Origin of the sequence: Cognatishimia activa, assembly GCF_001458335.1 — a bacterium.
GTDB lineage: Bacteria > Pseudomonadota > Alphaproteobacteria > Rhodobacterales > Rhodobacteraceae > Cognatishimia > Cognatishimia activa.
The window spans coordinates 59,047-77,136 of record NZ_CYTO01000003.1 but is presented as its reverse complement, the minus strand read 5'-3'; the positions used below and the strand labels follow the sequence as shown (position 1 = coordinate 77,136).

Here is an 18,090-nt window from a genome sequence, read left to right as displayed (position 1 = left end):
TGCCACACTCCGATCAGACACCGCGCAATGTTAGGAAAAATGAAGTTACGTTATTTATTAATAACTTCCCTGCTCTCACTCTGGGTGACCACAGGTTTCGGTCTGGCTGAAACTTGGGTTGTCGGCAGTCAAAAAGACGTCCCCCCGTTTAACTATTTTGACGCTCAAGGAACTTATGTGGGCATTGATGTCGACATTTTAGAAGAGGCAGCAGCGCTTGCTGGGGTGACTTTGGCCCATAGACCGATGCCTTGGCGTCGTGCCTTGTTGGATTTTGAGTCGGGCCAATTGGACGCAGTTTTCCAGCTAACTCCAACGCCAGAACGTTTCGCAAAGTGGAACATGGTGGGTCCTTTGCGCAGCACGCGTACAGTCTTCATCACCCGCGTCGGGTCGTCAATCGAAGACATTGAAACCGTCAACGATCTGAATGGGCACGTTTTAGGGACCGTTGCAGGCTACACTTACGGGCATGAGATAGATGAGGATACAAACCTTAACAAAGAGATCAGCACCGACGACTACGGCAATGTGCGCAAACTTCTCTTAGGGCGTGTAGATGTCATTGTTGGTGGCCAGACCACCTTGTTAAGCGTGATCGACGATCTTAAGGCGCGCGACAAAATCCGTATTTTGCCCACACCACTGGTGATCCGCGACCGATTTATCGCTTTCCCCAAAGATGATCGCGGAAGTGCCATGGCTAAAAGAATGCAGACCGCACTGGACGAGCTGCGCCTTAAAGGACGAATTGCAGCAATTATTGCAGGCTATGTGGACCAGTTCGATCAATGAGCATCACCCGCCAAATCGCCTTGTCTGCCGCCTTGCTCGGCTTGGTCTCGGGTCTGGTTCTCGGCGGTTGGTCTTTACGCAATGATGCAGCTCAAAGCCGCGCCCAAGCCCTAGATACTTCAGAACGTTTTATCGCTGCGACTGTGCCCCAAATTGCATCGGCATACTGGGAGGTGGATATCGACCGTGTAAGCAGCTTGCTAGATGGTCTGCTTGAAGATCCCATCATTCAAAGTGCGCGTATAGAAGATCCCATTATGACTGAACAATTGCGCCAAACCGCGGGTTTTGGCGAATTGAACTCCGTGACAGATGCAGTGCCTCCAAGCTTTTCTTCCTTTGATCGTATTCTCGGTTTCTCCGGCGAAGCTTTGGAGCGCCGACATATCTTACCGTCTCCCCGCGATGGGCGGAATTTGGGAGAGTTGGTGCTGCAAATGAATTTCGATGCCGCGCGACTTGAGATGCGCACACGCAGTGCGCTGACTTTAGCGCTCAGTATCCTACAAAGTTTACTCGTTGCGGCAGCCGTGTTTGTGGTCGTGCAATGGCGCGTCATTCGCCCTCTGGGCCAGTTACAAACCGCTGCCTTACGCGTTCGAGAAGGTGAAAGCTTTGAGCTCCAACCACCTTGGAACCGCATGCTTGACCGCAAATACCGAGATGAAATTTCGCGACTTGCTCGCGGATTTCAGCGTTCTGTAGACGATCTGGAACAAAGCAGAAATACGCTTCAAGAGAATGTAGCCTTGCGCACGCAAGAGCTTGAAATCGCGCGAAATGACGCCGTGCGAGCATCTGAAGCAAAGTCTGACTTTCTCGCGAATATCAGCCACGAACTGCGCACGCCACTGAACGCGATACTAGGGATTGCTGATATTTTGATGGAGGGCAATGCGACTGGGCAGCAAAAACAGTACCTTTCAGATATGCGTAATGCGGCAAGTCAACTGGCCGACAACATCTCTTCTGTGCTGGACCTGTCTCGGATTGAAGCCCAGGAAGACCAGCCGGAACTGAGCGACGCGTCGCTATTCAAAATTCTCGACGATGTGGTTTCTCAGCTGCGCAGCCTGACCATCGGACGTCCCATCAAACTGTCATGTCGCTTTGATCCGGACCTTCCAGAACACATCGAGACAGACCGTATCCGACTGCGCCAAATCCTCGTGAACCTAGCATCTAATGCGGCGAAATACACCGAAGAAGGGCATATCCGCTTTGAAGTCGCTTTGGATGCAAACGTCCCTGCGCTGGTTTTTCATGTTCACGATACGGGCGATGGAATTGCCGAAGACAAACTTGACGAGATCTTTCGCCCGTTCGGGCAGATAGACGGGTCCTCGACACGCATTCATGGCGGCACCGGGTTAGGTCTTGCGATTGCGGACGGCTTGGCAAAGAGCCTAGGCGCTGGGATCTCTGTTGAAAGCACATTAGGCGAAGGCAGCACATTTAGTTTGACCCTACCGATCACCCAGACTGTTCATCGAACGACGGAATATGACAGCCCGTTGAGGTTGTCTATTTCAGGAACAGATGGCGCAGTTGATCAGTTACAATCCTTGAGCGCGCTCCTTGGGCATCAGGTCGTTCCTAAAGAGTCGTCAGATGTTGATATCTCCGAAACAAAGGCAGAAGTCACTTTTTCGGGGCCCGAAACCACTCTGACCAACGTTCTGCCAGTCACAATAGCCGAATTCGGAATGGCGGTTCGTAGATGCTCAGAAAGAGAGAGAGACCGTGCCGAAGTCCATGCTGACTTGCGCGGCATGCGCGTGGCAATTGTCGAAGACAATCCAGTGAATAGTAACGTCTTTCAACAGATCTTCACCACTGCCGGTGCGGTGGCAGAACCGTATGACTCAGGTCAAGCGGCGCTAGACGGATTGACGACGAGTTCACCACCCGATTTGATCTTACTGGATCTACATATGCCACGCATGGATGGCCGCCAGACTCTTGCAAAACTGCGTGCACATTTTGGAAAAGATATGCCTCCAGTTGTCGCCGCAACCGCGGACGCGATGCCTGAAACGCGCGAGCTCTGTCAAGCCTTGGGTTTTGATGGCTTTCTTGCCAAACCAATAGAACCAGACGTTCTGCGCGATGTTGCAAAAGAAATGGTCGCCCGCCGACGCCCAGCGATTATCGACCGCGAAAAGGGCCTCCTCTACTCAGACGGATCAACAAGGCTCTATCTGCAAACGTTAAGCAAGCTGCAAGCGTCTCTACCAATACACATTGAGACGCTTGAAAATGAAACTGGCGAGGCCTCGGAGGTATTGCACGTTATCAAAGGTGTTACTGCAACGGTCGGCGCCGATCCGGTCGGAACTGCCCTTGCAAACGCCAAACAAACTGGCGACAGGACAACGCTTTATCAAACTCTCGCCGATCTCATGGCAGAACTCAACGCGATTGAGGACCCCTTAGCCTGATCGAAAAGCCTGTATCTGAGCTTCCATTTTATCAAGCATATCTTCTAATCTCTGCAAGCGATCACCGCGCCGCTTAAGGACTTTCTCTAAAGTCTTCTGGGTCTGACGTAGATCTAGCTGCGTCTTGATCCTTGCGCGCAAAACGCCTGGCACGATCGGACGAGATATGAAGTCCGACGCCCCACATTCCAGACCTTTGGTTTCGTCAGCAGGGCTGTCCAATGCTGTCAGGAACATGACTGGCAGTGTTTCAGTCGCCCCAACCGCTTTAATTCGGCGACAAATTTCAAAGCCATCAAGGTCGGGCATACAAACATCCAACAGCACCAAATCAAGCGGTTCGCTGTGAATAATTTGCAGTGCATCTGCACCGTTTCCAGCAGTTAAGATGTCGTATCGAGACCCCAACAGACCGGAAATGTGGTCCAAGTTCTCTTCTCGGTCATCCACTAGCAAAACCCGCGCACGTTCAGCGTCAAAATCAGCGGCCTCCGCAAGGGGCTGATCTTCCACTTCTGGCGGCACAGTGCCTGCAATTTCCGACGATTTTTCAGCAATTGCCCAAAGGTTCGCGGAAATCACTTGATAAAAACTGCGCCCCAGCTCCATCAATACGGCAGAATTGGCATCCCGCTCAAACAGCAATATGCCCAGATATTCTTCGAGGTTTCGCACCTGACGGCTTACGGCCACACGCGACACATTCAGCTCTTTTGCCGCATCCTTAAAAGACCCATGCCGCGCCGCTGCTTCAAAGGCAATGATCGACGTCATCGGAGGCAGGTTTCGCTTTAGATGTTTCACAGCAGGCCCTTTGCGCAGAGAGTTTCAGGCTAAATTGCAGTGCGTTCCAGCGAAGGCTGCATCACTCATTTTCTAGAAACCATAATATCTTCGACACACTCTGCAACGCCTTTAAGTCATACAGAGATTGCGTTTCCTAAATCCAAGCTGTTGCAATGACTTCGATCTTAACGCCACGACCTGCGCTCGCCAGCGCGGCCCCACAGGTGGCGCGGGCGGGTGTGTTTTCTTGGTCAACCCAAGCATCCCAAGCCTGATTCATTCCTGCAAAGTCGCCCAGATCGTGCAGCCAGATTTGCACCGAGACAAGGTTCGACTTTGAGCCGCCTTCTTCCTGCAAAATCTGATCAATGCGCTCCAGGACTTCTGTGGTTTGACCTTGAATATCAGCAGAGGGGTCATTGGGGATCTGACCTGCGAGCCACACCATATTGCCGGCGCGCACGACCTGACTCATGCGTTGATTAGAGTCGATACGAGTGATCATAAGAGGACCTTTTCTAACAAGATGCGCCGGAAACCTATTCTGATGCCCGGTGCATTTTTTCAATTTAGATCCGCCGTTGCCAGGCGGAGCTTTTTCTACGCAAGCAAGGTCTTTTGCGCGTTTACAGAGACCATAATCTCTTTGATCGCATGGGCGAAGGATGGGGCGAAGGACCGACCACACAATAGGCGATATGACCTTCCCTGTTCGAGACACAGCACGAAGCTGCCCACATGTTCGATCACTGTCCGCTGAGCGCGGCCGCGAGCGAGTTCAGACAGGTTGATAGAACACAGTCGCTCTAATACCTCATCCAAATCTTCTCCGGTCAGATCGAAAACAACCCATCCGTCATTCTGTTCCGTAACAGAAGCAGACGCACCGAGATCGGCTTTCAGAGTCTGTGCCAGTGCTTCAACTGCGCTGTGATCATCCAACACAAACCATTGGTTTGGTCCGGTCCAGAATACGGTCCGCGTGTCGGTCTGAACGAGTTCAGAAACTGCCACATCCGCGCCACCGGTCAACTTTGCTGCGATGCCGTCTTGCTCGGCTCTTACTGCGACCGAGGCAATGGAAAACTCAGGCCGTTCGGTCAACGTTGCTTTGCCGATGGTTGCCCGCATCGGTTCGCTTGCGCCAAACGCGGTGCGGGGAGAAAGACGATAATTAGTCACGAAGACGCGCTCCTTCTGGATCAACAAAGTGGGCGCTGACAACGCGCGCTTTCAGGGTTTTGCCCTGAACCGGATTGGCGATTGTCACCACTTCGTCTTTGCGCTCATAGCCACCTTTGATGTAGCCAAGCGCGATATGTTTGCCCAAATGCGGGGAATAACACGCCGAGGTCAGCCAGCCTTGGTCCGCTTCTGGGGTTTGTTTGTCCCCTTCCGCAAAGACATGGCTTCCTGCTGGCAGGATGTCTTCACCGATGGCCTCAAAGCCCATCAAGCGCAGCCCGTCCTCTTTCACCAGCTCTTCGCGGCGGGTCATGACGGCACCGATGGAGTCCTTCTTGGTGGACACCATGCGGATCATACCAAGATGCGCTGCAGCGATCTGACCATTCAGCTCGTTGCCCGCTGCGTGACCCTTTTCGATCCGCAACACAGACAGAGTTTCGGTTCCATATGGCACCACGTCAAACTCTTTGCCCGCCTCCATCATGACTTCGATCAGGCTTTCACCATACCGGGTTGGCACCGCGATTTCATAGGCCATCTCGCCCGAGAAAGAGATGCGGAACAGGCGCGCACGGATGCCGCCGCAGACTGTGATCTCGCCACAGGCCATGAACGGGAAAGCATCATTGGAGATGTCAAACTCTGGATCGACGATCTTCTGCAGCAGTTTGCGAGAATTCGGCCCTGCTACAGCGTATTGCGCCCAGGCGTCGGTGGTTGAGATCAGCTGCACGTCCATATCTGGGCACAGACCCTGACGCACAAATTCCATGTGGCGATAGACCGGCCCCGCATTGGCGGTTGTGGTCGTGACCACAAAGTGATCTTCGGCCAGACGTGCGGCGGTGCCGTCGTCCATCGCAATACCGTCTTCGCGCAGCATCAGACCATAGCGGGTCTTGCCAACGGGCAATTTCGCAAATGCATTGGCATAGATCATGTTCAGGAACTGGGCGGCGTCTTTGCCTTGCACATCGACTTTCCCCAATGTGGTCACGTCGCAGATGCCTACGGATTTGCGCACCGCGAGGGATTCACGATCCACAGACTGACGCCAATGGGTTTCACCTGCTTGTGGGAACCACTGCGCCCGCATCCATTGACCTACTTCCACAAAGACCGCGCCTTGGCGCACGGCCCAATGGTGGCTTGGTGTCAGGCGGGTTGGCTTGAACTCTTTGCCGACAGAACGCCCCGCAAGGGCCCCCATGGCAACCGGTGTATATGGCGGGCGGAAGATGGTTGTGCCGGTTTGTGGCACGGGTTTGCCGGTCATTTCCGCCATCACAGCCAAACCGCCAAGGTTAGAGTTTTTGCCCTGATCGGTCGCCATGCCCAAGGTGGTATAGCGTTTCAGGTGCTCAACAGATTCAAAGCCTTCCTGATGCGCCAGCTTCACGTCTTTCACGGTCACATCGTTCTGGAAATCAATCCATTTACGTGCCTTGCCTTCGCCAACGTACCAAAGCGGCGTCAGGTTCACAGGCGCATCTTCAGCGTCAGGTACATCCGGCGCGGTGCTGGAGATGCCCAGAGCTTCAAGGCTCTCGACCGCAGCTTTTGCGCCAGAACTCAGCGCGCCATGGGTGGACAGATCGCCATTGGCAGCGCCAGCCACAGCCATGCCAACCGGCAGAACATCCCCCGGAACAAAGCCAGCAATGTCTTCGCGCCAATTGGGGCGGCCACGTTGGTGGCAGGTCAAAGACACATTCGGGTTCCAGCCGCCAGACACGCCAAGCGCATCCACCTTCAGGGTTTCCATACCACCGTCATGACGACGTACCTGGACCGACTTCAGACCCAGACGGCCTTTTGTGTCCACAACCTGACCCCGGATCACGGGCACGCCCGTGGATGGAGGCACTTCGCGCGGGTCAATCACAGCTACAACAGTGACGCCTTTGTCAGCCAGATCTTTTGCGGTGCGGTGGCCATCGTCATTATTGGTAAAGACAGCAACACGCTGACCTACAGTGGCCGCCCAGCGATGCGCATAGGCGCGCATGGCACCGGCTTGCAGAATGCCCGGACGGTCATTGTTGGAAAACGCGATTGTGCGTTCCAGCGCACCCGCGCAGAGCAAAGAGCGTTTCGCATAGATCCGCCACAGCGTCTGGCGCGGGGCGGCCCCAACCGAAGCTGTTGGCAAATGCTCTGTGACCCGCTCCACCGCGCTGAAAATCCCGTGATCAAAAGCGCCCAGAACGGTGGTCCGAGACATCAGGCGTACATTGTCCAAGCTTGCCAGTTCCAGCAGAGTTGCCTGCGCCCAAGCAGAGCCTGCCTGTCCGCCAACCTCATAAGATTCAGCGTTCAACCGGCCACCCATGCGGAAATCTTCATCCGCCAGGATGACCTGCGCCCCGGCCCGCGCTGCGGTCAATGCTGCCATCAACCCGGAAGGACCCGCGCCAATCACCAACAGATCGCAGTGCAGAAAACCTTTGTCATAGACAGAGGGGTCCGCTTCCATCGACAGCGCGCCAAGACCGGCTGCGTTGCGGATGATCGGTTCGTAGATCTTTTCCCAGAACGCTTTCGGCCACATGAAGGTCTTGTAGTAAAACCCCGCGGTCAGGAAGTTCGCAAACAAATCGTTCACACCCATAAAGTCGCGTTCCAGAGACGGCCATGCGTTCTGGCTGGCGGCGGTCAATCCGTCATACAGCTCGACCACTGTCGCGCGCGAGTTTGGTGTGCGGTCCGCACCCGTGCCGATTTCCATCAACCCATTTGGCTCTTCAGAGCCTGCAGAAAGAACACCGCGCGGGCGGTGGTACTTAAAGCTGCGGCCCATCAGCTGGACGCCATTTGCCAGCAAAGCCGAGGCGACGGTATCGCCTTCAAAGCCGCTGTATGTGCGGCCCTCGAAGGTGAATTCCAACGGTTTGTCGCGGTTCACAAGACCGCCATTTAATCTGTTCATCTGGGTCATGTCGCGCTCCGACGCGCAAGCGCCACGTCTGTTGCAAATTCAACTTTAAAGATTTCATGGGTCAGCGTATTACGTGTGACCACCAGCCAGGACCGGTCACCCTGTTCATGAAACCATAGTTCTTGGTGTTCACCAGCTGGGTTGTCGCGCAGATAAAGATAGTCGTGAAACTGCTCAGATGCACCTTCGGCCATGCCATCAGGACGATCCAAAAGGCTTGCATCGCCGAAATACGTGAACTCTTGCGCGTCGCGCAGACCAAGCAAAGGATGAGGGATCAGCATTCGCTTTTCTCCGATGCAAAATATTTGATATTGATGTCCCGCATGCGCTGCATCGCGGACTGGCGACGATCTTCTGGTGCGGCCTCGTCATCAAAGGCTTGAACGCGTGTCAAAGTGACGTCCTGTAGGTCGATAAGAACCAATGCTTTGATGTCGTTCTTAAGACCGCGCTGCTGCGCGATGTATGGCTCCGACAACGAATTGAAACACTGCGCAGAACGCTCTACGCACCGAGCTTGACCGCGACAGCGCAGCGCAACTTGCGTCAGCTGATCCACGAACAGAACCTCGACCGTTGGCCGTGCAGCCAAGTTTTTCAGCGTGTTCAAGGATTGGGTTTCAGGAAAGCCGATCGTTTTAGGATCATGCACCACGAATGTATCTTTCGGCCAGACATTCGGGGTTCCATCTGAATGGGTCGAAGCCACAATGCCAAGACGCCAAGTTTCAATCAGCGCTTTTGTATCTTTGTTCAGCATAGCGACTGCCCTCAGTGCAGGTTGGGCTGAGCGCCCACGCCTTTTTCGTCAATCATCTTGCCGGTCTTGAACCGGTCCAGACGATAGGCGGTGGCTGTTTCATGTGGTGAGCCCGTGGCCAGCAAATGCGCGAAGGCATAGCCCGACGCCGGCGTTGCTTTAAAGCCGCCATAGCACCAGCCACCATTGAAGAAGAGCCCATCAATATGGGTCTTATCAATGTAAGGAGAGCCATCCATGGACATATCCATGATCCCGCCCCACATCCGCAGCAGACGCGCGCGGCCAATCATTGGCATGATCGCCATTCCGCCCTCGGCCACATCTTCGACCACGGGCATATTCCCGCGCTGCGCATAGGTGTTGTAGCCATCAATATCGCCCCCAAAGACCAGGCCGCCTTTGTCAGACTGGCTGACATAGAAGTGACCCGCCCCAAAGGTGATGACACCCGGAATGGTTGGCTTCAGACCCTCTGATACAAAGGCCTGCAGCACATGGCTTTCGATGGGCAGACGCATACCGGCCTTGGCCATCACTTTGGAAGAGTTCCCGGCAACGGCAACGCCAACTTTGCCCGCTCCGATATAACCACGAGAGGTCTCAACCCCCAGCACCTTGCCGTTTTCAATCTTAAAGCCGGTGACTTCGCAGTTCTGGATAATATCAACGCCGTTCTGATCCGCACCGCGCGCATAGCCCCAAGCCACCGCATCGTGACGCACAGTGCCGCCCCGGCGCTGCACCAGTGCGCCTTTGATCGGGAAACGTGCATTGTCAAAGTTCAGGAACGGCACTTCTTTGCGAACTTGTTCCGCATCCAAAAGCTCGGCCCCTGCGCCATGCAACATCATCGCATTGCCGCGACGACGGAAGGCATCGCGTTGCGCGTCGGAATGGATGAGGTTCATGATCCCGCGCTGCGATACCATCGCGTTATAGTTCAGGTCCTGCTCTAGGTTCTCCCAGAGCTTCATCGAGAACTCATAGAATGGCTCGTTGCCGTCCAGCAGGTAGTTAGAGCGCACAATGGTTGTGTTCCGGCCCACGTTGCCGCCACCGATCCAGCCTTTTTCCAGCACGGCTACATTGCGTATGCCATAGACCTTGGCCAGATAATGAGCTGTCGCCAGGCCGTGACCGCCACCGCCAATAATCACCACATCATAATGGGTCTTAGGTTCCGGATCACGCCATGTGCGACCCCATCCCTTGTGACCCGTAAGCCCTTCCCAAAGCAGCCGCGCGGCTGAATATTTCATAACTCAAGCTCCAAACATTTGCCCCGTTGGTAATCCGCCAAACGACTCCAAAGTGTTCCCAAACAGCCATACAGAATTCAAATTGGGTCATCGCGTCAATTTCTGCATGCCGAGGCATTCTCAGATCGACGTAAATTTATGCAAATGTCTCCTTTGGAATGGTTTTTGGCTCTCAAAGAGCAAATCGGCACCCGTCTGCTGTTACGCAATCAACAACGAAACGGAGACTCACATGTCAGACACCGCATCCTATCCAACGACCCCGCCATTGGACGTACCCGGCGGCTGGCATTCCGCAGATCTGTTGGTGCCATTGGGAGAGATCAGCGCCTTAAAAGGCATTTATGATTGGGTCGTCATAGGTGGCGGCATTACAGGCATTGCTGCGGCAACTCGCTTAGGGAAGATCGCGCCGGATGACAGTGTTTTGCTTGTGGATGCACGCCCCATTGGTTGGGGAGCATCTGGCCGCAACTCAGGTTTTTTGCTGGATCTGCCCCACAAGTTTGACCTAGAGACCCGCGATCGGGAGCGTCTAAATAAGATCATGCACCTCAATCGCTTTGCGATTGATGGGCTACGCGAACACACCGAGGCTCTTGGGATCGATTGCGACTGGTCCGATGTGGGCAAATTGCAGGGTGCAGTGAAAAAGCGCGGCACTGGCATGATGCGCGGATATATTGAAATGCTCGACTGGCTCGGCGTCGACCACGAGGTCTATGACCGCGACCAATGCGATGCGCTCATGGGCACTTCCCACTATCATGCAGCGGTTTTCACACCTGGATCAGTGCTGGTGGACCCGATGAACATGGTACGCGGCCTCGCGGTAAACCTACCTGCGAACGTCACTCTGGCGGACGACTGCCCGGTCATAAAATTTGACAGTGCCAACGGCGGTTACGCGCTGACACTGAAACCATCCGAGGGTGAAACCGATGTGATCGCCAAAAAAGTGATATTGGCCACCGATCCATACACCTCGCAGTTTGGTGCGCTGAAGGGGCGTATCCTGCCAACAATCACCTTTGCATCAATTACTCGGCCATTGTCCAAGAACGAGCGCGCACGCTATCGCGGAAAGCTGAACTGGGGGCTGACACCAGCAGATGCTGCAGGCACGACCCTTCGCATGACCGCCGAAGGCCGCATACTGATCCGAAACCACTATGCGGCAGCACCCAAATTCAAAGCGACTGATCACGACTTAGGATTTGCTAGAGAGGCCCACCGAAAGGGCATCGATACGCGCTGGCCAGAGCTAGAGAATCTACCGATCACAGCCACATGGGGCGGCGTGGTCAGCCTCTCAGGCAACCACCAAACCTATTTCGGCGAGGTTGCCGACGGGCTTTATGCCAGCAGCTGCTACAACGGTGTTGGTCTGACACGCGGCTGGACCGCTGGGCAGTTGCTCGCGGATCTGGCCAACGGAAAAGACAGCAAACAATTGGACTACATCCAAGATGTCAGCGGCATGCCAAACCGTTTGCCGCCAGATCCGTTTCTATCCGTTGGGGCCAATTCACGACTGAAACTGGCCCAATGGCAAGCGGGGGCCGAAGTCTGAATCTCTCCCACGATGAAGCAGATAAAGAAAACCCCTGCCCAGACATCTGGACAGGGGTTTTTTCATTCAAATCTCTTGATAAGAGACGATTAGCTCCAAGGATATGGGCTATTGGACACTGGGTGCAGCTTTCCTTCCGCAAAGCGAGAGAAGCGGAACGGTTCAAGCAATGCGCTCTTTTCGCCCATGATCTCTTGCGCCACCAGTTCACCCACACCGATCATTTTGTAACCGTGGTTACTGTCGGCAATCATGTAAACGTTCTCGCGGAAGGTATCAAAGATCGGGAAGCTGTCTGCGGTAAAGCAGCCTACGCCACCAGAGGCCTCTTTGTGATACTTCGGCATGGTGCCTTTGAAACGAGAGTTACAATGCGCCAATGCAGAAACCCACATATGCGCGAACTCTGGTGAAGAAACGAATTCAGGGGAAGATGGACCATATGGGTCAATCGCCACCTCATCCGCAGGCTTGTCGATTGCATATGGCATCGCGCCACCTTGGATGCCAGCGAAGTTGAAGTCAGGCTTATAGTAGATGCCCCACATCTCGTCTTCGGTGATCACAGACCCATCAACGTCAGACAGCAGCGGTGCATCGGTATCCACGTGGATCACCGGAGGCAGCTTGCCGTCGTTGGTTTTGAAGCTTTCTGGATCGACGTTCAGAACGCCCTCTTCCAGCTGCCAGAATTTCCACATTGGCTGGTTTTCGTGCACAACACCGTCTTTGCCTTTGATGGAAATCGCAGATGGCAGTTCCGCCATGTGCCAGAAATCACGCACCCAAGGACCGGTTGCAACAACCAGCGTATCACAGTTGATGTCACCTTTGTCGGTTTCAACGCCCGTCACAGCAGAGGTCGCACCATTTGCAAACTTCATGCCAGTGACAGTGATGCCAGTCTGAATGCGCACCCCTTCTGCTTCGGCCATAGTCGCCAGTGCATACATCGCTGGAGCGTTATGGGCAAAACCACCACGTTTCTCGTGCAGAACAGAGGTGATGCCCTGTGCTGTCCAGTCATCAAAGATGCCTTTCATGTAGGCGTCGGAATCCGCTGCGCCTTCGATGAACACGGACTCGTACCCGATGGCTTTTTGCTGCTCATAGATTTCACCCACGTCTTCACGCATGGATTCCGCAGAGATCTGCATATAGCCCACAGGGTTGTATTGGAATTCTTTCGCGTTCGCTTCCCAGTGGCCCACCGAATGCGCCATCAGCTCGCGCATGGCAGGCTGATAATAGTTGTTACGTACAACGCCACAGGCGATGCCGGATGCGCCCGCTGCGATGCCCGCTTTGTCGATGATCAGAATGTCCTCACCAGAGCCCTTGCCCGCTGCCTTCAGCTTGCGTGCTAAGTGAACGGCTGTGGACAGGCCGTGAATGCCGGCGCCGATGATAAGATAAGGTGCTGATTTCACCATTGCGTCAAAACTCCAATTTCGAACGGGCCGAAGGAAGGCCCCTAAATTCTGACGCAAGGTTTAATCGGGCATTTGCGAGGCTTCGGCTGACCGAAGGTCATTTTCTTTCGAAATCTGGACATATTTATTGATTTGCGCGACGGTCACTTGGAGATTCCCCGTAAGCATGCCGAAATGCCCGGGCGAAATTGGATTGACTTGCGAATCCTGACGCGAACGCAATTTCCGTGATCGAAAGCCGCGATTGCCGCAACAATTCCTCGGCTTTGTGCAACCTTACCCGCGTGTAGTGCTGAACCACGGAACGACCCAAATCCATTTGAAAATGACGCTGTAATTGGCGCGCACTCATCCCACAAAGTTTGGCGATTTGTTCCAACGTCAATGGCTCTGCAATGTGATCTTCCATCAAGCGAATGGCGGTCACCACATGGGGATGAAGCATTGCATCGCCTGTATCGATACCCCTTTGATCCTCTTCCGCCATACGCACGTGGGTGTGAATAAACCAATCGCTCACTTCAGTTGCGAGTTCCACGCCGTGCTTTGCGCGGATCAGGGCATGCATCATATCCAAAGGAGCAACGCCACCGGCGCAGGTCGCACGATCACGATCCAGAACAAAAAGGCGCTGTTCAAAGATTAGTTCTGGGAATTCCTCGCGCATCGCTTCCATGTGTTCCCAATGAACTGTGAAACGTCGCGACCCCAAGAGCCCTGCGCGAGCCAATACGACAGCCCCACCGGAAATCCCCCCCAATCGAACGCCATGTCGATCCAATCGCCTGAGTAATGCGGCTTCAGCGTCTATTTCCAAAACGAAGGGGTTCGCGCCCGCAACGACATAAACGTTTTCAACCGGCCCCGTCATATCCGCCATAGGTTTCGTGTCGAACCCACCTCCAGATGAGGACTGAACAAAACCGCCAAGCGCAGAGACAAAGCGCACGTCATAAAGGGACTGTCCCGCAATGTAGTTTGCCGCTCGCAGCGGCTCTATCGCAGCGGCCGCGGACATCATGGCGAAATTTGGGGTCAGCAGAAAATGAATGGTCTCCATTTGAGAAACGTCCCTCAATGAATATCATATGTCTATATTAGGATGCCTTCTGCGACCTGTACAGCGTAAATCACTTGCCAATCAAATTGGAATCTTCAGGTGTCTGCGCGCTCTACATTCGAGTTTATCTTAATCGATGACTTTTCAATGCTGTCTGTTGTGACTGCCATCGAACCTTTGCGCGTCGCCAATCGCATCCTCGGCGAAGATCGGTATTTATGGCGTGTCCTTTATGAAACTGGCGATGCACCAATGGCTTCCAATGGCCTTTCTTTGAACGATTGCCGAAAGGGCCACAACGCCACCGACCCAGACTACACGTTCGTTTGTGCAGGTATGCATACCAAGGTGCGGGACCCAGGCAGGTTAAGCGCGACACTGAATCGCCGTTTTAACGCCGGCGGAGTCGTCGGGGCTGTTTCTTTAGCCCCAACCCTACTCGCGCGGGCGGGCCTGTTGGATGGCCGTCGGTCAGTGATCCACTGGGAAGGCCTTGCAGCGTTCACCGAAGAGTTCCCTGAAATCGAAATCAGCAACGGGCTCTTTGAGATCGACGGTAAGATCATGACATCCTGTGGCGGACTGGCGACACTCGACTTATTCCTTGAAATTCTCAAACAAGACCAAGAAAGCTGGCTTGTGCAAGCTATCGCGAACCAGCTCCATATTGGTCACGCGCGAAACAGTAACGACGTTCAGAATGCTGGCATTTTTCGCCTCCCCGTCACGGCGCCGAAATTGATGCACAAGGCCATAGCTCTAATCGATCAAACTCTGTCTTCGCCTCTCACGCCGGAACAAATGGCCACCGAAATCGGCACATCCCGACGCACAATGGATCGGAAATTCTTGGAATTTACCGGGCATTCTTTTTCAGAATTCTACCTCTCGCGCCGCCTTGAGGAGGCGCGCGGGCTCTTGCGACATTCCAATATATCCATGCTGGATGTGGCCCTTGCGACGGGATTCCGATCCGGATCGTACTTTTCAACCCAGTTCAAAGCCACCTACGGGCAGTCCCCACGCGACTACCGTAAAGCACGCAGCTAAGGTTTATTATGCTCCATCAATCGTTGTCCTCCGACCAACGTGCACCCGTCGCCCGAACCCGGGTCACAAATTGCCTTCGGCATTATACCATCTTTCTGGGACCCGACTTTTCTTTGTTGAACCTCAGCGGATTTATTCAAGGCTTGAAGATCGCCAACGATTTTATGCAAAACGAGTGTTTCCGATGGACTATCGTGTCCGAGCATGGAAACGCGGTTGAATCTTCATGCGGTTTGACAATGCCTGTGGGCTCTGACTTGCCCGTTCCGCAAGGCCTTGATTATATCGTCGTCAACATGGGCCTCGATCAGCAATTGAGCCCGAAAGCGAAGGCATGGCTTCACTCTGCAGCCCGGCACGGCAGCTCGTTCGGTGCCTTAGATGGGGCAGTTGTGGCTTTAGCAAAGTCAGGCTGCTTAACGTGCGAAGTCCCTTGGTCGGTGCATTGGCATGCATTTGAGGCCATGCGCGAACAATTCCCAGAAATGACTTTCAGCCGACGCTCTTTCCATCATGATACCCGCGTCTTTTCAGGGGCGGGAGCAACGGCAGGGATCGACCTGGCCCTCTGCGAAATACAAGAGGTTCTGGGCGACGATATCGCGCGGAAATCGGCTGATGAGCTAAACTATTCAGCACAGCACCGCCTTCAAACTATGAGCGGCGACATGCACCCGATACTGTCACAAATCGACAACGAAAAGCTGCGCATCGCGGTCGCTGAAATGGAGCGCACAATTGAAGAGGCCCCGCCTACCGAATATTTTGCGCAGGTCGCCCAGATATCGGTTCGACAGCTCGAGCGCTTGTTCAAAGAGCACCTCGAACTTTCGCCCAAACGTTTCTTTCTAAATTTACGTTTGGAGCACGCACGCGATTTACTATTAAGCACGAATCTCAACGTTTTGGATGTCGCCATCTGTAGCGGTTTTGGGTCGAAAACGAATTTCAGCAAAAAGTTTCGTGAACGCTTTGGTATCAGCGCAATGAAACTACGAAGCAGCTGAGAAGTTTGCGAAATACGCGAACCAACTGCGAATTTTGTGTGATGCTGCCTTTGCCTAATTGGCAATCGCTAGCACTCCCTAAGCGTCGCAATAGAGATACGTGGCCTGTGTCGAAGGTGCATAGGCAATGCAGTTCTAGACCAGATTCGCTTTTTAGGAGTCTGAGCGCAGAACGTCGCGGAATGTCAGCGCGAACTCCGTACCCGTCATGCACCTAAAAACAAACAAAGCCTTAGCTGTTTCCAGCTAAGGCTTTGTTTTTAATGGCGCTCTGGGGAGGATTCGAACCCCCGACCCCTTGATTCGTAGTCAAGTACTCTATCCAGCTGAGCTACCAGAGCGCGGTGTGAGGGGCGGTTTAATGGCAACGCTCAGAGGGCGCAAGGGCAAAATCTGAAAATTTTCAGATTTCTGCAAAGTCACCCTTCGGAAGCAAAATCTGAAAACGGGTTCCGGCATCATCGCTGCCCAAAAGCTCAAGCTTACCACCGTGCCCACGGATCAACTCCGCTGATATAGCGAGGCCCAAACCCGTCCCTCCTTTTCGCGCACCGCCTTGAAATGGTTGGAACAAATGCTCTTTTGCCTTCAATGGCAAGCCAGGCCCCGTATCCACGACTTGGATCACCCAATCATCCTCACGCGCCTCAGCAGATACCATGATCTCTGCCGGTTTACCGGCTGAGATAATCGCCTGCCGCGCATTGCGAACAAGGTTTGAGATGACGCGATAGAGCTGTTCAGCGTCGGCGCGGACTTCCATGCCCCCGGGCACGTTGTCGGCAAGACTCAGATCGAAGTCGCCAACGGCGAGTCGCTCGGACGCAAGAACATCTTCGACCAACTCAGGTAGATTCACTTGAGTAAGACGCGGTGCCGGTTCCTCGGCCTTGCCATAGGCCAGCGTGCCCTCGCAAAGGTTGACCGCGCGGGTGATGGAATTCACCAGTTTGGGTGCCATGCGCTTCACGGTCGGGTCTTCGGACATTTCAATCCGGTCAGTGAACAGTTGCGCCGATGTGAGGATGTTACGCAGGTCATGGCTGACCTTGGCGACCGCACCACCCAATTGGGCGAGCCGTTCTTTCTGGCGCAGCGCAGACGTCAGTTCCGTCTGAAGAGACTGCAGAGCTTCTTCCGCTTCGCGGAGCTCCACAACGCCTGCACTTGGTTGAATGATCCGCCGCGCATCTTCGGGAGCGGCAGCGTAGCTTTGCATATAGCCGACCACACCTTTGATGGGTTTCACGAGGATCGTGCGCACGGCCACAAAAAGCAGCGTTGCCGTGAAAACCGAAATCACCGCAGAGAGCAGCAGAATGTTCAGCCCATAATCGATCATCGCGGACCGCAGGTCTTTGGTCCAGATCGTGACTTCGATCAACAAGCCTGCTTCGCGCACAGGCGCGCCGATCACCCGGATGACTTCGGGTTCCGGATTAAACAGTCGCGCCATGGCATCCATGATCAGGGTCATCGCCTTGCGGTCGCGTAGATCAAAGGTTTGATCGATGGGCGCTGGCATCGGAGATGAGAGCATCAATTGACGGATCTCGTCCCGACGCAGCACGACATTGTAGACTTCGGCATTTTCCAAGAGCTCTGCTTCAAGCTTTTCGTCGATCATCTCGTCTGCCAGCAACGCCAAAGACGCGATCTGGGCGCGTTCGAGTCGCGAGAGCAGATAGTCCTCTCGAAAACGGGCTATCGAGGGGACGAAGATCAGGATTTCTGCCAGCATCACAAAGATGATGGTCAAAAACAGGAACCGTCCTGAAAGCGTCTTTAACATGG

15 protein-coding genes and 1 tRNA gene are annotated in these 18,090 nt (G+C 54.1%); 5 read left to right on the top strand and 11 right to left on the bottom strand.

The window, feature by feature from the left end; translation table 11 throughout:
* Positions 1-39 precede the first annotated feature (39 nt).
* On the top strand, positions 40-795 hold the full coding sequence (locus tag TA5113_RS00960) for a substrate-binding periplasmic protein (RefSeq protein ID WP_058316576.1): 756 nt from the start codon (positions 40-42) through the stop codon (positions 793-795).
* Positions 792-3,236 carry an ATP-binding protein gene (locus TA5113_RS00955; RefSeq protein ID WP_058313827.1) on the top strand — a complete coding sequence of 815 codons (2,445 nt, stop codon included), beginning with the start codon at positions 792-794 and terminating at the stop codon, positions 3,234-3,236. The genes TA5113_RS00960 and TA5113_RS00955 overlap by 4 nt, the downstream gene beginning before the upstream one ends.
* Here TA5113_RS00955 and TA5113_RS00950 read toward each other — a convergent pair.
* The 7 genes from TA5113_RS00950 to TA5113_RS00920 form a co-directional block, all read right to left on the bottom strand.
* Positions 3,228-4,040 (bottom strand): response regulator, encoded by an 813-nt coding sequence (locus tag TA5113_RS00950; protein ID WP_058313828.1) that lies wholly within the window; start codon positions 4,038-4,040, stop codon positions 3,228-3,230. The two genes, TA5113_RS00955 and TA5113_RS00950, sit on opposite strands and share 9 nt — an antisense overlap.
* Before the next feature lie 136 nt (positions 4,041-4,176).
* Positions 4,177-4,527 (bottom strand): RidA family protein, encoded by a 351-nt coding sequence (locus TA5113_RS00945; protein WP_058313829.1) that lies wholly within the window; start codon positions 4,525-4,527, stop codon positions 4,177-4,179.
* A 95-nt stretch (positions 4,528-4,622) separates the two neighbouring features.
* Positions 4,623-5,204: a sarcosine oxidase subunit gamma gene (locus tag TA5113_RS00940; protein WP_058313830.1), complete on the bottom strand. Its 582-nt coding sequence runs from the start codon at positions 5,202-5,204 to the stop codon at positions 4,623-4,625.
* Positions 5,197-8,148 (bottom strand): sarcosine oxidase subunit alpha family protein, encoded by a 2,952-nt coding sequence (locus TA5113_RS00935; protein WP_058316575.1) that lies wholly within the window; start codon positions 8,146-8,148, stop codon positions 5,197-5,199. Before TA5113_RS00935 ends, TA5113_RS00940 begins: the two co-directional genes overlap by 8 nt.
* Complete coding sequence (locus tag TA5113_RS00930; RefSeq protein WP_058313832.1) at positions 8,145-8,432, bottom strand: sarcosine oxidase subunit delta; 288 nt, start codon at positions 8,430-8,432, stop codon at positions 8,145-8,147. Before TA5113_RS00930 ends, TA5113_RS00935 begins: the two co-directional genes overlap by 4 nt.
* Complete coding sequence (locus TA5113_RS00925) at positions 8,426-8,911, bottom strand: pyridoxamine 5'-phosphate oxidase family protein (RefSeq protein WP_058313833.1); 486 nt, start codon at positions 8,909-8,911, stop codon at positions 8,426-8,428. The genes TA5113_RS00930 and TA5113_RS00925 overlap by 7 nt, the downstream gene beginning before the upstream one ends.
* Positions 8,912-8,922: 11 nt before the next feature.
* Positions 8,923-10,173: a sarcosine oxidase subunit beta family protein gene (locus TA5113_RS00920; RefSeq protein ID WP_058313834.1), complete on the bottom strand. Its 1,251-nt coding sequence runs from the start codon at positions 10,171-10,173 to the stop codon at positions 8,923-8,925.
* Positions 10,174-10,405: 232 nt separating this feature from the next.
* Here TA5113_RS00920 and TA5113_RS00915 point away from each other — a divergent pair, with 232 nt between their 5' ends.
* The gene (locus tag TA5113_RS00915) at positions 10,406-11,746 is read left to right on the top strand and encodes an NAD(P)/FAD-dependent oxidoreductase (RefSeq protein WP_058313835.1); all 1,341 of its coding nucleotides are present in this window, start codon (positions 10,406-10,408) and stop codon (positions 11,744-11,746) included.
* An 89-nt stretch (positions 11,747-11,835) separates the two neighbouring features.
* Here the strand turns inward: TA5113_RS00915 and TA5113_RS00910 are convergent, their stop codons facing one another.
* Together TA5113_RS00910 and TA5113_RS00905 are read right to left on the bottom strand one after the other, a co-directional pair.
* Positions 11,836-13,179 (bottom strand): NAD(P)/FAD-dependent oxidoreductase, encoded by a 1,344-nt coding sequence (locus TA5113_RS00910; RefSeq protein ID WP_058313836.1) that lies wholly within the window; start codon positions 13,177-13,179, stop codon positions 11,836-11,838.
* 124 nt (positions 13,180-13,303) lie between these two features.
* Positions 13,304-14,239: a GlxA family transcriptional regulator gene (locus tag TA5113_RS00905; protein ID WP_058313837.1), complete on the bottom strand. Its 936-nt coding sequence runs from the start codon at positions 14,237-14,239 to the stop codon at positions 13,304-13,306.
* Positions 14,240-14,338: 99 nt separating this feature from the next.
* Between TA5113_RS00905 and TA5113_RS00900 the strand changes: the two genes are divergently transcribed.
* Both TA5113_RS00900 and TA5113_RS00895 read left to right on the top strand, forming a co-directional pair.
* Positions 14,339-15,289: a GlxA family transcriptional regulator gene (locus TA5113_RS00900; protein ID WP_058316574.1), complete on the top strand. Its 951-nt coding sequence runs from the start codon at positions 14,339-14,341 to the stop codon at positions 15,287-15,289.
* A gap of 113 nt (positions 15,290-15,402) precedes the next feature.
* Positions 15,403-16,296, top strand: a complete 894-nt coding sequence (locus tag TA5113_RS00895; protein WP_165589368.1) for a GlxA family transcriptional regulator — start codon at positions 15,403-15,405, stop codon at positions 16,294-16,296.
* Positions 16,297-16,560: 264 nt separating this feature from the next.
* Here TA5113_RS00895 and TA5113_RS00890 read toward each other — a convergent pair.
* Positions 16,561-16,637, bottom strand: a tRNA-Arg gene (locus tag TA5113_RS00890).
* Between the two features lie 62 nt (positions 16,638-16,699).
* Entirely contained in the window at positions 16,700-18,088 is a 1,389-nt protein-coding gene (locus TA5113_RS00885; protein ID WP_058313840.1) for a sensor histidine kinase, read from the bottom strand.
* Positions 18,089-18,090: the final 2 nt, after the last annotated feature.